Origin of the sequence: Neisseria weixii, assembly GCF_002327085.1 — a bacterium.
Taxonomy (GTDB): domain Bacteria; phylum Pseudomonadota; class Gammaproteobacteria; order Burkholderiales; family Neisseriaceae; genus Neisseria; species Neisseria weixii.
This window is the reverse complement of the sequence record NZ_CP023429.1, coordinates 2382333-2395104: the sequence shown is the minus strand read 5'-3', so window position 1 is coordinate 2395104 and position 12772 is coordinate 2382333. Positions and strand designations below refer to the sequence as shown.

Below are 12772 nucleotides of genomic sequence, written 5' to 3'. Positions count from 1 at the left end.
TCAATGAAAAGGCCGTCTGAAAGAGAGGAAATATTTCAGACGGCATTCTGGTTTACTTGTTATTCGAAACGCGCGCTGCGTTCCATCAAGCGTTCAACTACTTGTTGCGGCGTCATTTCCTGACGAATCAGTTGAAGCAGGGTTTGGGTAATAGGCATGTCGATTTGGTATTTGCAGGCGGTGTTGAACACTTCTTCGATGGTGCTGACACCCTCTGAAACGTGGCCGATTTCTTTGAGTACTTGGTGTAGCTCTTTGCCTTCGGCTAAACCTAAGCCGACGCGACGGTTGCGCGACAGGGCGCCGGTACATGTTAGAATCAAATCGCCGATTCCGGCCAAGCCCATCATGGTTTTGGGCTGCGCACCCATGGCAACGGCCAAACGGGTGATTTCCGCCAAACCGCGGGTCACTAAAGCAGCTCGGGCATTCAAACCGTATTCGAGGCCGTCTGAAAGGCCGGTCGCAATTGCCATCACGTTTTTTACTGCGCCACCGACCGCCACGCCAATCACATCGGTGCTGCCGTATAAGCGCATCACGTTGTTGTTTAACTGCTCAACCAGCGATTCAATCCATTCTTTGTTTTCAGAAGCAAGTACCACGGCGCAAGGCAATTGTTGTGCCAATTCCTGTGCGAAGCTGGGGCCGGACAATACGCCGAGTGTTTTGTTTTCCGGCAAGACTTCTTTCAATACTTGAAAGGTCAATAAGCCTGTGTCTTGCTCAAAGCCTTTGCACGCGGCTAAAACCGGAATATCTGCGGCGCCGTTGGCTTTTAATAATTCTGCACTGCTGCGCAAACCGGCAACGGAGGTCACAATCAATACCAATTCGGAATCTTTTAACGCATCGGCCAAGTCGGCGTGTGCGGTCAGACTTTCCGGGAATGGGAAGCCGGGCAGGCCGTGTTTGTTTTCGCGGTCGTTTTGTAAGGTTTCGATGTGTTGGGCATTGCGCGCCCACAGAGCGACTTCATTGCCGTGTTGGGCAAAGTGTAGCGCGAGTGCAGTGCCCCAAGAGCCTGCGCCCATAACAGTAATTTTCATAGAAGTTTCCCTAGTAAGATTTGCGCCTAACTTTAAAACAATCGGCCATCGGGCGCAAGTGATACGACGTGATTTGCGGTTAAATTCGGGCAATTCTTAGAAATGAATAAGAAGTTAAAATTTTAGCTATCCGATGTATTGGTTTTGGCTATGATGGTGTCAAAATTGATTTATCGCAAAAAGACGGCAGTCGAGTCTGATTATACTCTATACATAAATTAACCAAAGCAATGGCAATACGGCAGTAATCAAATGTAGGATTTTCATCAAATCTAACCATAGGGTTCGGCTGCTTTAGGTGAGCAGTGTTTTCCCTTTTTAATATATAAATATATAAATATATAAAGGAATACGCCATGAAATACCAAGCTTTCGGCAAAATCGCCCTCTATCTTGCAGTGCTGGCGGCATTGGCTGCCTGTGGTGACAAGCCTGCTGAGCAAGCGGCTGTGCCTACTGCTTCCGCGCCGGTTGCAGCGCCGGCAGCTTCAGAGCCTGATGCGGCACCGGCTTCTCAGGCTGCGTATGATAACAGCGGCGCATCGCAAGAAGATAAAGATTTGCTGCAACGTGCGCAAGGCATTTTCAAACCACTGCCAACGACTGAAGAAATGCAGAAGCTGCGTCCTTTTACGCCTGAACAAGTCGAACTTGGCCAATCATTATGGTATGAGCCTCGCTTGTCGAAAGGCAATACCGTAAGCTGCAACTCTTGCCACAACTTGGCTTCTGCCGGTGTGGACAATATGCCGACCAGCCAAGGTCACAAAGGCGGCTTCGGTGGCCGTAACTCGCCGACCGTGTTGAACGCGGCAACTTTAGACATGCAATTCTGGGACGGCCGTGCGGCTGATGTGGAAGAGCAAGCAGGCGGGCCGTTGCTGAACCCGGTGGAAATGGCGAACAGCAGCGAAGAAGCCGTTGTGGCCAAAATCGTAAACATTCCGGAATACCAGGCAGCGTTTAAAGCAGCCTTCCCTCAAGACGGCGCAATCAGCTTCAAAAACATCACCACCGCGATTGCTGCGTTTGAGCGCACTTTGCTGACACCGACCAAGTGGGACGAATATTTGAAAGGCAACATCAATGCCTTGAACGAACAAGAACGCAAAGGCCTGCGCTCGTTTATGGATAACGGTTGTATTGCGTGCCATGCCGGCGTGGGTTTGGGCGGTAATTCGTTTCAAAAATTCGGTTTGGTGCAAGGTCCTTATTGGAAATTCATTGAAGACCCGAACCACGACAAGGGTCGTGCCGATGTGACCAAAAACGAAGCCGACCAATATTTCTTCCGCGTACCGGGCTTGCGTAATGTGGCCAAAACTTATCCTTACTTCCACAACGGCAGCGTGTGGGAATTGGATAAAGCCGTTCAAATCATGGGGCAGGCGCAATTGGGTAAAGAATTGAAGAAGGAAGAGGTCGACAGCATCGTCGCATTCTTGCATACCTTGTCCGGCTCTGTTCCGGAAAAAGCACGCACTATGCCTGAATTGCCGTTGTCTAGCCCGACGGAATCCCACCCTGACAACAAATAATATGCAGTCAAACAAAGGCCGTCTGAACATTCAGACGGCCTTTGTTATTATGAATCAATTTTTATTGTACGCTGCGAACCAGCTTGGAAACATCATAGCCCTGTTGCTTGGCCGTTTCGATGTAGCTTTGTAAAGTGGCTTCGTCCAGCTTTGGTTCGCGTGACAATACCCACAGGTATTTGCGGTTGGGCGTGCCGACCAGCGCGGTTTGGTAATTGTCGTCTAAGCGCAAAATCCAGTAAGACGAGCGGGCAACCGGCACCCAGTTGATAGCCTTGGGTAAGAATGAAATACGCAATTTACTGCCGTTTTCATCCACTTTTTTCACTTCCGCATCGGCGCTGATCATGCTGCCGTCTTTTTTGCGACAGGAATTGGTGATTTTCACCACTTGTTTTTCGGTCAATCGGTATTGTGCCTTAACATCCGACACGCAACCGTCTTGGAAACGCATAGGCAGACGGACTTGTTCGTACCATGTGCCCATGTAGCGCGGAATATCCACTTGTGCGACGGTTTGCGGTTCGTTTTGTGGTTCGGCGGATTGGGCGGTGGCGGCAAGGATGCCTAACGATAAGGCAACAAATTTGGCAGGAAAACGCATATTCATCCTTTCGTGTGGGATTCAGACGGTGCAGCATAAGAATAAATAGGCCGAGACCTTTGCAAATCCCTATCTTTGACACATTTCTTCGTTATGCGCTGCCCGAAAGCTTGTCTATCTTCGTGATATGTCTGCGCTTTCTGTGCTGTTATAACTTCGAACTGCACTCAAACTTAGGGTTTTCTATATCTCAGGCCGTCTGAAAGATGAGGCTAATGTACCGCATGATTCAGCCTAATACAAACAATTCATGACCATGCGCTTTCAGCCAAGCTTGGGCGGCAGCAGTGTGCGGCGTATGGCGGTTGACCAATGCCCAAAATTTCGCGCTGTGGTCGGGGTGGGTCAGGTGGCAGAGTTCATGCACGCACACGTAATCGGCCACAAATTCCGGCACGCCGATCAGCCGCCAATTCAAGCGGATGCCGGTGCGGTGGCGGCACACGCCCCAGAAGGTTTTGGCGTTGCTCAAGGCGGTGGCGGCAGGGTGCACATCCATGGCGGCCGCGTGGCCGGCCAGGCGAGGCAACAGATATTCGGTGGCGCGTTGATGCAGGAAGCGGCGCAAATGGGTTTGCTGCTGCGGCCAGCTTTTTTCGGGCAGATAAATTTCAGACGGCCGCAAAGTGATGGTGGCGTGCGGCGTAGCGGTTAAGGCCGTCTGAACACCTTGATACCAAATCCATGCCGGTTTTTCCGAAGGGTTGGTAAGCGGACGGGCAGGCGTTTTGGCTAAAGTTTGGCGCAGTAAAGATTCGTTTTCCGACAGCCATTGTTGCAAACGCGCGGCGCTGAGAAACGGCGGAATATTGATGCTGACTGTTTGGCCGTCGATGGGGCGCAGGATGAGGTTTTCTTGGCACTGCGTTTTAAATCGATGTCGATTTCAAGGCCGTCTGAAAAAGTGTGGGTGAAGCGCGGCATGTTTCAGACGGCCTTTTGGGGTGCGAACGGACCCTGACCGGTGATTTCGGCTTGACGTGCTTCAATCCAGTTTTCGCATTCGGCCATTAGTTCGGCGTCGCTGCCACTGTCGTGCGCAATCGGTTTGCCGATGACGACGGTGATTTCGCCGGGATATTTCATAAATGAATCTTTCGGCCAGAATTCGCCGCTGTTGAGCGCGACCGGCACGATGTCCATTTCAAACATTTTCGCCATGCGTGCGCCGCCGAGCTTGTATTTGCCGTGCGTGCCGGGCGGCAGGCGCGTGCCTTCGGGAAAAATGGAAATCCAATAGCCTTCGTTTTTGCGCGCCAAACCCTGTTTCATCAATTGGTCGTTGGCTTCGCGGCGGTTGCTGCGGTCGATGCCGATGGTTTTGACCAGTTTCAAACCCCAGCCGAAAAACGGGATTTTAAACAGTTCGCGTTTGGCAACATAAACCTGCGGCGGAAAAATTTCCTGCAAAGCCAAGGTTTCCCAGCCGCTTTGGTGTTTGGAACAGATAATCGACGGCTTGGAAGGGATGTTTTCCGCGCCGATTAAGCGGTATTTCAGACCGATGATGTTTTTCAGCGACCAATTCAAAATCGATACCCAAACTTGCGCCATTTTGTGTGCGCCGCCGGGGATTGGTGCAGCCAAAAGCATAAAGGGAAACAATACAATCAGGCTGACGGACAGAATCAGCCAGTAAATCAGGTTTTTAATCAACAGCATAAATGATGCGCGCTTTCTTTTCAGACGGCCTTAAGCTTCGTCTGGTTTCAATTCTTCTTGCGTGATGTATTGTGCAAAAGCCAGCAGATTGTCGAAGATTTGCGTGTTTTCCGGCAATTCTTCTTCCTTCTCCTGCAAGGTTTTTTTGCCTTTGCCGGTCAATACCAAGGCTGATTTGCCGCCAACGGCATCCATGGCCTGCAAATCGCGCAGGCTGTCGCCCACTAACCAAGTGTCGGCAGCTTGGGCTTGGAAGCGGTTTAAAATGTCTTGAATCATGCCGGGCTTGGGTTTGCGGCAGTTGCAGTTGTCGTCGGCCAAATGCGTGCAGAACCAAATGCCGTCAATCACGCCGCCGGCCTGCAGCGCCAAGCGGTGCATTTTGGCGTGCATTTCGGTGAGGTCTTGCAGGGTGAAATATTTGCGGCCGATGCCTGATTGGTTGGTGGCTACGGCGACCGTGTAGCCTGCTTCGGTGAGAAAGGCGATGGCGTCCATGCTGCCTTCAATCGGAATCCATTCGTCAACGGATTTGACGAAGTCGTCGCGGTCTTGGTTAATCACGCCGTCGCGGTCGAGGATGATGAGTTTGTTGTGGGATGGCATAGTGTGGCTTTCAGACGGCCTTTTTCAATATGGCCGTGTCAGATTATTTTTTTTAAAGAATGCTTCCAGCGCTCAAAGGCTGCCTGAAAAACGGGCGCGAGCAAGGCGTAGTTTTCGGGCGTGTCGGCCACATGGTAGAAGCTGGGCAGTTGCGGCGTATCGAGCGTGGTGACGTAGTCTTCCATAAACGCGCCGTAGCCTTCGTCTTCATCGTCGTAATAAAACTCGGTAAAGCGTTGACCCAGTTCGGTAAAGTCTTGGGGCGTGAGCACGCTGCCCAAATGGTTGCGCACAAATACCGCACCGCTAAATGTGCCGTCCAGCATGGCGGCGAAGTCGGAGGCGGTTTCCGGCGCAGTCTGCCATACCGGATTCACCAGCCCTTGACCGGCCGCCCATTGGAAATACATGCCCATGTGGGTGGCGGCATGGTCGGGTGACAAATCGGCAGGGTAGTCTTCTCCGGTGTGGAATTGAAAGTGGTCGTACATGGAGGGCTTTCGTGTATTGATGCAGTCCGAACAAGGTTTCAGACGGCCTATTTTACCAGTAATCCGCCGCTTTTCGCACCGGTAATATGCAATTCAGGCCGTCTGAATAGGTTGGGGCTTACGCTGATTCCCGGCAGACAGCTTCTGCCGCACATAAGGCCGAAGACCATGCCCATTGGAAATTGTAGCCGCCGAGCCAGCCGGTGATGTCCATCACTTCGCCGATGAAATACAAGCCCGGCTGCAATTTGCTTTGCATGGTTTTCGGGTCGATTTCTTTCACATTCACTCCGCCGCGCGTGGCTTCGGCTTTTTTATGGCCGTCTGAACCGCTGGGTAGAAGCGTCCATTGGTTCAGGCTTTGGCCGAGTTTGACTAAGACGGCATTCGGTACATCCGCCCATTTGTGCGCGGCATACGGGGCGAACTCGGCGCGCCTCAGCCATGTTTCCAGTAAGCGTTCGGGCAGGGACGGGCAGAGTGATTTTAAGGCGGTGTTGAGCTGGATTTTTTGGCCGTTTTTGCCGGTGCACAATTCAGCGGCAAGGCCGGTGTCGGGTACCAGGTCGATGGCGATGGTTTGGCCGCTGTGCCAATAGCTGGAAATCTGCAAAATCGCCGGGCCGCTCAAGCCTTTGTGGCGGAACAGTAAATCTTCATCAAACGACACACGCGTTTTGCCGCTGCCCACGCTGATGCGCACCGGCAGGGCAATGCCGGAAAGCTGGTCGTAGCCGTGTTCCGCCCAATGCTCGAAACGCAGCGGCACTAAGGCTGCTTCGGGAGGTACGATGCTGTGACCGAATTGCTTGGCCAGTTCATAGCCAAAAGGCGACGCACCAATGGCAGGTACCGCCAAGCCGCCCGTAGCCACAATCAGATTGTGTGCCTGAAATTCGCCGTGGCCGGTGTGCAGTCGGAAACGCGGTGAATCAGCGGCAGAGGCCGTCTGAAGCAGGTTGACGGTTTCGACCGTGCAAGCCGTGTGCCATACCACTCGGCCTTGTTTGCATTCGTTTTGCAGCATGGTAATGATTTCCTGAGCGCTGCCGTCGCAAAAAAGCTGGCCTTTGTGTTTCTCGTGATAAGTGATGCCGTGTTTTTCCACCAAGACAATAAAATCGGCGGCATGAAACTGCGCCAAGGCATGCCGCACAAAGCGCGGCTTCTGTGATACATAATAGGCCGAACCATCGTGGCCGTTGAGATGGCGGTTGGTGAAATTGCAGCGGCCGCCGCCGGAAATGCGGATTTTTTCACCGATTTTGGCAGCATGGTCAATCAGCGCGACGCGGTGTCCGGTCTGACCAATGCGTGCAGCGGCCAACATGCCGGCTGCACCGGCACCGATGATGACGGTGTGGAAAGTCTGGGGCATGGTGTTATCGTTTCACAATATAAAAGAAAAGGCCGCCTTTCAGACGGCCTGATAATCAGCCTGTAAACACAGGTACAATACCCATTTGGCTTAAAATTTGCGCAGCAATGTTGATGAGGCCGAAGGCGAATACCCACACCATCAGCCACACGCCGCCGCCGATGCAGTAGCCTTTGCCCGCGCCGAATTTCCGGCGCGATTTGTAGAGCAGCATGGCCGGAATCAAAGCCGTCCATACCGTTGCGGCCAAGCCGACATAGCCGATGGCAGTCACAAAACCGGTTGGGAACAGTAAACAGCAAACCAGCGGCGGCAGGAAGGTGACGGCGGCGGTTTTGCTGCGGTCGGCGGCGTATTCTTTCCATTTGAACATATCGGCAATGTAGTCGAACAAGCCCAAAGTTACGCCCAAAAACGAGCTGGCAATTGCCATATACGCGAAGAACGACAACACTTTGTCCATACTGCCCGTCGGCACGAATTTCGACAGCGTTTCAATCAAAACCGAAACTTGGCCTTCCGCCGCAATCACGGGGGCGAATTCATTGCGCGGCAAATTGCCTTGGATCGCCAGCTGCCACAGCACATAAATTACTAAGGCAATCAGCGTGCCCGTTTTCAAGGCTTTGGCGACTTTGGGCGCATCGCCGTCGAAGTATTTCAACAGGCTGGACACATTACCGTGAAAGCCGAACGACGCCAAACACACCGGCAACGCAGCAGCGGCATAAATCCAATAGCTGGTGTGCGGTGCGGCTTGGGTGTCGAACAATACCGGCAGTTTGACTGTGGAAATCAGACCGCCGGTCGCCCAGATAAAGGTAATGACCATGCCGCCGATTAAAACGGTGGTGAGGCGGTCAACCAAGCGGGTGGATGCCCACACGCAACACGCCAACACGCCGAAAAACACCAATTGCCCCACCGGTAAAGCCACTTCGCTTCCGGTCAGGCTGCCCAAGCCTTGCGCGGTCAAATCGCCGCCGACAAAAATGTAGGCATAGGTTAAAAGATACAGCACAAACGCCACCGCCAAACCGTTTACCACGTTCCAGCCCTTGCCGAGCAAGTCTTTCACCATGGTGTCGAAACTCGCACCATGCGGGTAATGCGTGTTCACTTCCAAAATCATCAGGCCGCTGGAGAGCATGGAAAACCAAGTATAAAGCAGCACCAGCAGCGCGCCGGTAAACCACACGCCCGAGGTGGCGGTGGGGTTGGCAAACATACCGGCACCGATAATCGTACCGGCAATAATCATCGCGCCGCCGAAGAGCGACGGTTGTTTGGCAGACATAATTAACTTTCCGGAATGAGGTTTCATACGGCATGGCAAAGGGATTCAGGCCGTCTGAAAGTATGAATATTTGTAAAGGGCTTATTATGCCGTAAAGTGGTGGGAATGGAAATAAAAACGCCGTCTGAAAAACAGTCGCAAACAGTAGGGCGGTAGCTTACTTTTGATATGATTTTTTTTCCTAGATGATTCTAAAAATTTTTTTCATGTCCTTTCTTTTGTAAATGAATTTTAACGAATATATTCAGTCAGTAGATACTGAACCGGTTCTATTTATATTTTTTAATTCCAAGAATGGCATTGAAAGTTTTATCTATTCAAGAACTGAAATATGTATAAGGTGCTTTTGGTCCGGTTGGGGGCTGCCATTGGTGCGGTTGGTGGCAGCCGTTTTTTTACTAACTACATTAGCATGGTCCGCCGGAGCTAGCGCGGCTGCTACCGAAGGTTTCGTAGGTGTGGGATGGGGATTTAATGGCGCTTTGGCAGGAGGAATGGTAACTGGTGTTGCCTGGCGATATGGAAAATAAAGCGATTGGAATAAAAGTCTTTTTTTGTGTGGTATTTTTAGTCGTGTCTTATCTTATCAGACAGGAATTCATTGCACGGAATATAGCAGACGGTTCTTTTATTGTTGCATTATCCGCAATAATTTTTATTTGGTCTGTTCCTGTACATAAGGCTTTATTCAAATACGGCATCGCTTTTTTCTCGATTGCTTATATATGTTTATATTCAATATTATAGGAAAACCAAATCTTGGCTTGAGCTGCGGCCGGCATATGTCTGAATAGGTTGTAGCTTGATAATATCAAGGCCGTCTGAACGTTTGATTTTACTTTCAGACGGCCTTTGGATAAGCCTAAATCAGCTTCTGCCACTTCATTTCGTTTTTCACATACGCATAATAAACCGGTGCGACCACAATGCCGCCGATGCCGAATATGCGTTCGAACACAATCATCGCCACCAGCAATTCCCACGCGCCGGCTTCGATTTCCGAACCGATGATTTTGGCATTTAAAAAATATTCCAATTTGTGGATCACCACCAAAAATACCAATGAAGCGATGGCGACATAGAGCGAAATGCCCAAGCTCAAAATGATGATGATGGTGTTGGAAATCAGGTTGCCCGCCACCGGAATCAGCCCGACGATAAAGGCAATAATCAACACGGTCACCCGAAACGGCAGCTCGATATCGAAAAGCGGCAGAATCAGGTAAAGATACAGGCCGGTCAGGAAGGTATCGACCAAGGAAATTTTTGCCTGCGCGATGAACACGCGTTCGAAACTCAGTTCGAAATTGACGATGCGCTGCACCATTTCCCGCTTAAATGCCGGCATGCTGCGGCGTTGGCGGCGCATACGCAAACGGTGGTAGCTCAACATCACGCCGATGATGATGCCCAGCAGAATATGCACGAAAGAGGCAATGCTGTGGGTGCTGATGCGGGTCAGCGCGGCGCTGTATTCTTCGATCAGCCGAATGCCGTATTGCTTGATTTGTTCCAAATTATCGGGCAGCAGGTTCAATACAAACTCGGGCAAATTATCGCTGCTTTTGGTGTCGGCCAAAATCGCCGCCAGCTTATCCAGCATCACCGACACATTGCCGCCGTGTATCAAATGATAAACACCCATCGACAGCAAAAACAAAATCAGCGACACAATGCCGATGGTCAGCGTGGTGGAGAGCAGGTTGATGTTGTGCACACTCAACGAGCGGTCGAGCAGCGTATTGCGCGACAGCAAACGGCGGCGCAGCCACAAAATGATGCCGTTGGTTTTGGTGATGAACACATACGTCAGAATCACCGCAAACAACAACGGCAGCAAACGGAAATACAAAATGCCCCATAAGCTGGCCGCCATCATCAGGTAAGTGGCGTTGCGGTAAAGCGAGGTCGAAGGTGGGTGTAGGCTCATGGTGTGTGCAATTTTGAAGCGTAAGGTTAAGACGTATTATGCCGTAAAAGTGGGTGGATGGTGGGTGAAAAAAGCCGTCTGAACATACAGTTTCAGACGGCCTTTATGACCCTTCAATCTACCTTTAATCAAGCCGCATCCACATCAAAACCGCTGTGGCGCAGCAGGGCATCGATTTGCGGTTTGCGGCCGCGGAAGGCTTTGAACGATTCGGCTGCCGGGCGCGAGCCGCCGACGGCCAGAATTTCGCGCCAGAAGCGTTTGCCGGTGGCGCGCAGATCGTCGCTTTCTTCAAAGGCGGCGTAAGCATCCGCGCTCAACACTTCCGCCCATGCGTAGCTGTAATAACCGGCCGAGTAGCCGCCGGCAAAGATGTGACCGAAGCTCAAGGCGAAGCGGTTGTATTGCGGCGGGCGAATCACGGCGACTTCTTCGCGCACCTCGTCCAACACTTGCGCCCAGTTGTTCAGACGGCCTGCATCGGTTTCGCTGTAAATCAGCATATCAAACAGGGCGAATTCCATTTGGCGCACCATAAACAGGCCGCGTTGGAAGTTTTTGGCGGCGGCCATTTTGTCGAACAATTCGCGCGGCAGGGCAGCGCCGTTGTCTTCGTGGGCAGACATTTCGGCCAACACATCGTATTCCCACACGAAATTTTCCATAAACTGGCTCGGCAGCTCGACCGCATCCCATTCCACGCCGTTGATGCCGCTCACGCCCAATTCTTCTACTTGACTCAACAAATGATGCAGACCGTGGCCGGTTTCGTGGAACAGGGTCAGGATTTCATCGTGGCTCAAGCGCGGTTCTTTGCCGCCTGCCGGCGGGGTGAAGTTGCACACCAAATAAGCGGTCGGGGTTTGGATTTGGCCGGCCCGGCCGCCGTCCATAAAGCGGCGGCGGCCTTTGTAGTCGTTCATCCACGCGCCGCCGCGCTTGCCTTCGCGGGCGTATAAATCCATGTACACGCCGCCGATAATCGCGCCGCCGTTTTCCAATTCAAAATAGCGCACGTCAGGATGCCAAACCGGCACGCGTTTTTCGATGAAATTCACGCCGTATAAGCGGTTGATTTGGGCAAACAGGCCGTGCAGCACTTTGCTCACCGGGAAATATTGTTTCACTTCGGTTTCGCTGAAGGCATATTTGGCTTGGCGCAATTTTTCGCCCGCGTAGGTCAAATCCCACGGCTGCAGGTCGGCCAAACCCAATTCTTCGGCGGCAAAGGCGCGCACTTCGGCCAAGTCTTTTTCGGCAAACGGTTTGGCACGTTTGGCCAAATCGCGTAGAAAACCGGTCACTTGCGCCGGCGTGTCGGCCATTTTGGTGGTCAGCGACAATTCGGCATAGTTGGCAAAACCAAGCAGCTTGGCGGTTTGCAGGGCAATTTCCAAGGTGCGGTTGATGTTGGCGGTGTTGTCGAATTTGCCGTCGTTGCTCAATTCGCTGGCGCGGGTCACATAGGCGCGGTAGATTTGTTCGCGCAGCCCGCGGTTGTCGGCATACTGCATCACGGCCAGATAATGCGGCATTTGCAGGCCGACTTTGTAGCCGCTTTTGTCTTCCGCTTCGGCAGCGGCGGCAAACATGGCCTGCGCATCTTCCGGAACACCGGCCAGCGGCGCGGCATCGTCAAAATACAGGGCAAACGCATCGGTCGAATCCAAGACGTTTTGCGAGAATTGGGCGGACAATTGCGCGCCTTCGGTTTGCAGCGCGGCCAGTTCGACTTGTTGTTTGGCCGGCAATTCCGCACCGCTCAACACAAAATCACGCAAATCGTGCGCCAGCTTGGTTTGCTGCGCTTCGGTCAGGCGGTCGAATTCGGCAGAGGCTCTAATCGCTTTGAAACGCTCATATAATTCGATATCTTGGCCGATTTCGGTGAAAAATACCGTTACTTCCGGCATTAATTCGTTATACACCGCACGCAATTGAGGCGTATCGACCACCGAATTCAAATGCGCCACCACGCCCCAAATGCGGCCGACGCGCTCGGTGATGTCGGTGAGTGCTTCGACCGTGTTGCGCCAAGTGGTGTCGGGTTGGGCTTTGACCGCCGAAATCTGTCCGCGCGCTTCGGCGATGGCGGTTTGTATGGCCGGCTTGATGAGTTCGGTTTGAATTTGGTCGAATTTCGGCTCGTCGTCAAGAGATAATAAAACGTTGTCGGTCATGGGGCTTTCCTTTGTGTTTTCAGACGGCCTTGTTATT

10 protein-coding genes and 1 pseudogene are annotated in these 12772 nt (G+C 52.1%); 1 reads left to right on the top strand and 10 read right to left on the bottom strand.

The window, feature by feature from the left end; genetic code table 11:
* Positions 1-59 precede the first annotated feature (59 nt).
* A complete protein-coding gene (locus CGZ65_RS11985; RefSeq protein ID WP_096295973.1) occupies positions 60-1049 on the bottom strand; it encodes an NAD(P)H-dependent glycerol-3-phosphate dehydrogenase in 990 nt (329 codons plus the stop codon).
* 356 nt (positions 1050-1405) lie between these two features.
* On the opposite strand from CGZ65_RS11985, the gene CGZ65_RS11980 reads away from it, so the two are divergent.
* Positions 1406-2587: a cytochrome-c peroxidase gene (locus CGZ65_RS11980; RefSeq protein WP_096295972.1), complete on the top strand. Its 1182-nt coding sequence runs from the start codon at positions 1406-1408 to the stop codon at positions 2585-2587.
* A 61-nt stretch (positions 2588-2648) separates the two neighbouring features.
* Here the strand turns inward: CGZ65_RS11980 and CGZ65_RS11975 are convergent, their stop codons facing one another.
* From CGZ65_RS11975 to CGZ65_RS11930, 9 genes and pseudogenes are all read right to left on the bottom strand, one after another.
* Positions 2649-3191: a lipocalin family protein gene (locus CGZ65_RS11975; RefSeq protein ID WP_157742790.1), complete on the bottom strand. Its 543-nt coding sequence runs from the start codon at positions 3189-3191 to the stop codon at positions 2649-2651.
* Between the two features lie 229 nt (positions 3192-3420).
* Positions 3421-4115: pseudogene (locus tag CGZ65_RS11970) on the bottom strand (M48 family metallopeptidase).
* A 3-nt stretch (positions 4116-4118) separates the two neighbouring features.
* The gene (locus tag CGZ65_RS11965) at positions 4119-4853 is read right to left on the bottom strand and encodes a lysophospholipid acyltransferase family protein (RefSeq protein WP_096295970.1); all 735 of its coding nucleotides are present in this window, start codon (positions 4851-4853) and stop codon (positions 4119-4121) included.
* A gap of 30 nt (positions 4854-4883) precedes the next feature.
* Entirely contained in the window at positions 4884-5459 is a 576-nt protein-coding gene (gmhB, locus tag CGZ65_RS11960) for a D-glycero-beta-D-manno-heptose 1,7-bisphosphate 7-phosphatase (protein ID WP_096295969.1), read from the bottom strand.
* A gap of 38 nt (positions 5460-5497) precedes the next feature.
* Positions 5498-5950: a DUF7832 domain-containing protein gene (locus tag CGZ65_RS11955; protein ID WP_096295968.1), complete on the bottom strand. Its 453-nt coding sequence runs from the start codon at positions 5948-5950 to the stop codon at positions 5498-5500.
* 118 nt (positions 5951-6068) lie between these two features.
* Complete coding sequence (locus CGZ65_RS11950) at positions 6069-7328, bottom strand: BaiN/RdsA family NAD(P)/FAD-dependent oxidoreductase (RefSeq protein ID WP_096295967.1); 1260 nt, start codon at positions 7326-7328, stop codon at positions 6069-6071.
* A gap of 55 nt (positions 7329-7383) precedes the next feature.
* A complete protein-coding gene (locus CGZ65_RS11945) occupies positions 7384-8625 on the bottom strand; it encodes an aromatic amino acid transporter (RefSeq protein ID WP_096295966.1) in 1242 nt (413 codons plus the stop codon).
* A gap of 862 nt (positions 8626-9487) precedes the next feature.
* Positions 9488-10555, bottom strand: a complete 1068-nt coding sequence (locus CGZ65_RS11935) for an AI-2E family transporter (protein WP_198345293.1) — start codon at positions 10553-10555, stop codon at positions 9488-9490.
* Between the two features lie 128 nt (positions 10556-10683).
* Positions 10684-12735, bottom strand: coding sequence for a M3 family metallopeptidase (locus tag CGZ65_RS11930; RefSeq protein ID WP_096295964.1), 2052 nt, complete (start codon positions 12733-12735; stop codon positions 10684-10686).
* Positions 12736-12772: the final 37 nt, after the last annotated feature.

Coding starts and splice junctions, on each gene's coding strand:
- CGZ65_RS11955 (WP_096295968.1), bottom strand. CDS start 5,950: ATGTACGACCACTTTCAATTCCACACCGGAGAAGACTACCCTGCCGAT.
- CGZ65_RS11930 (WP_096295964.1), bottom strand. CDS start 12,735: ATGACCGACAACGTTTTATTATCTCTTGACGACGAGCCGAAATTCGAC.
- CGZ65_RS11975 (WP_157742790.1), bottom strand. CDS start 3,191: ATGCGTTTTCCTGCCAAATTTGTTGCCTTATCGTTAGGCATCCTTGCC.
- CGZ65_RS11950 (WP_096295967.1), bottom strand. CDS start 7,328: ATGCCCCAGACTTTCCACACCGTCATCATCGGTGCCGGTGCAGCCGGC.
- CGZ65_RS11935 (WP_198345293.1), bottom strand. CDS start 10,555: ATGAGCCTACACCCACCTTCGACCTCGCTTTACCGCAACGCCACTTAC.
- CGZ65_RS11945 (WP_096295966.1), bottom strand. CDS start 8,625: ATGTCTGCCAAACAACCGTCGCTCTTCGGCGGCGCGATGATTATTGCC.
- CGZ65_RS11965 (WP_096295970.1), bottom strand. CDS start 4,853: ATGCTGTTGATTAAAAACCTGATTTACTGGCTGATTCTGTCCGTCAGC.
- gmhB (WP_096295969.1), bottom strand. CDS start 5,459: ATGCCATCCCACAACAAACTCATCATCCTCGACCGCGACGGCGTGATT.
- CGZ65_RS11985 (WP_096295973.1), bottom strand. CDS start 1,049: ATGAAAATTACTGTTATGGGCGCAGGCTCTTGGGGCACTGCACTCGCG.
- CGZ65_RS11980 (WP_096295972.1), top strand. CDS start 1,406: ATGAAATACCAAGCTTTCGGCAAAATCGCCCTCTATCTTGCAGTGCTG.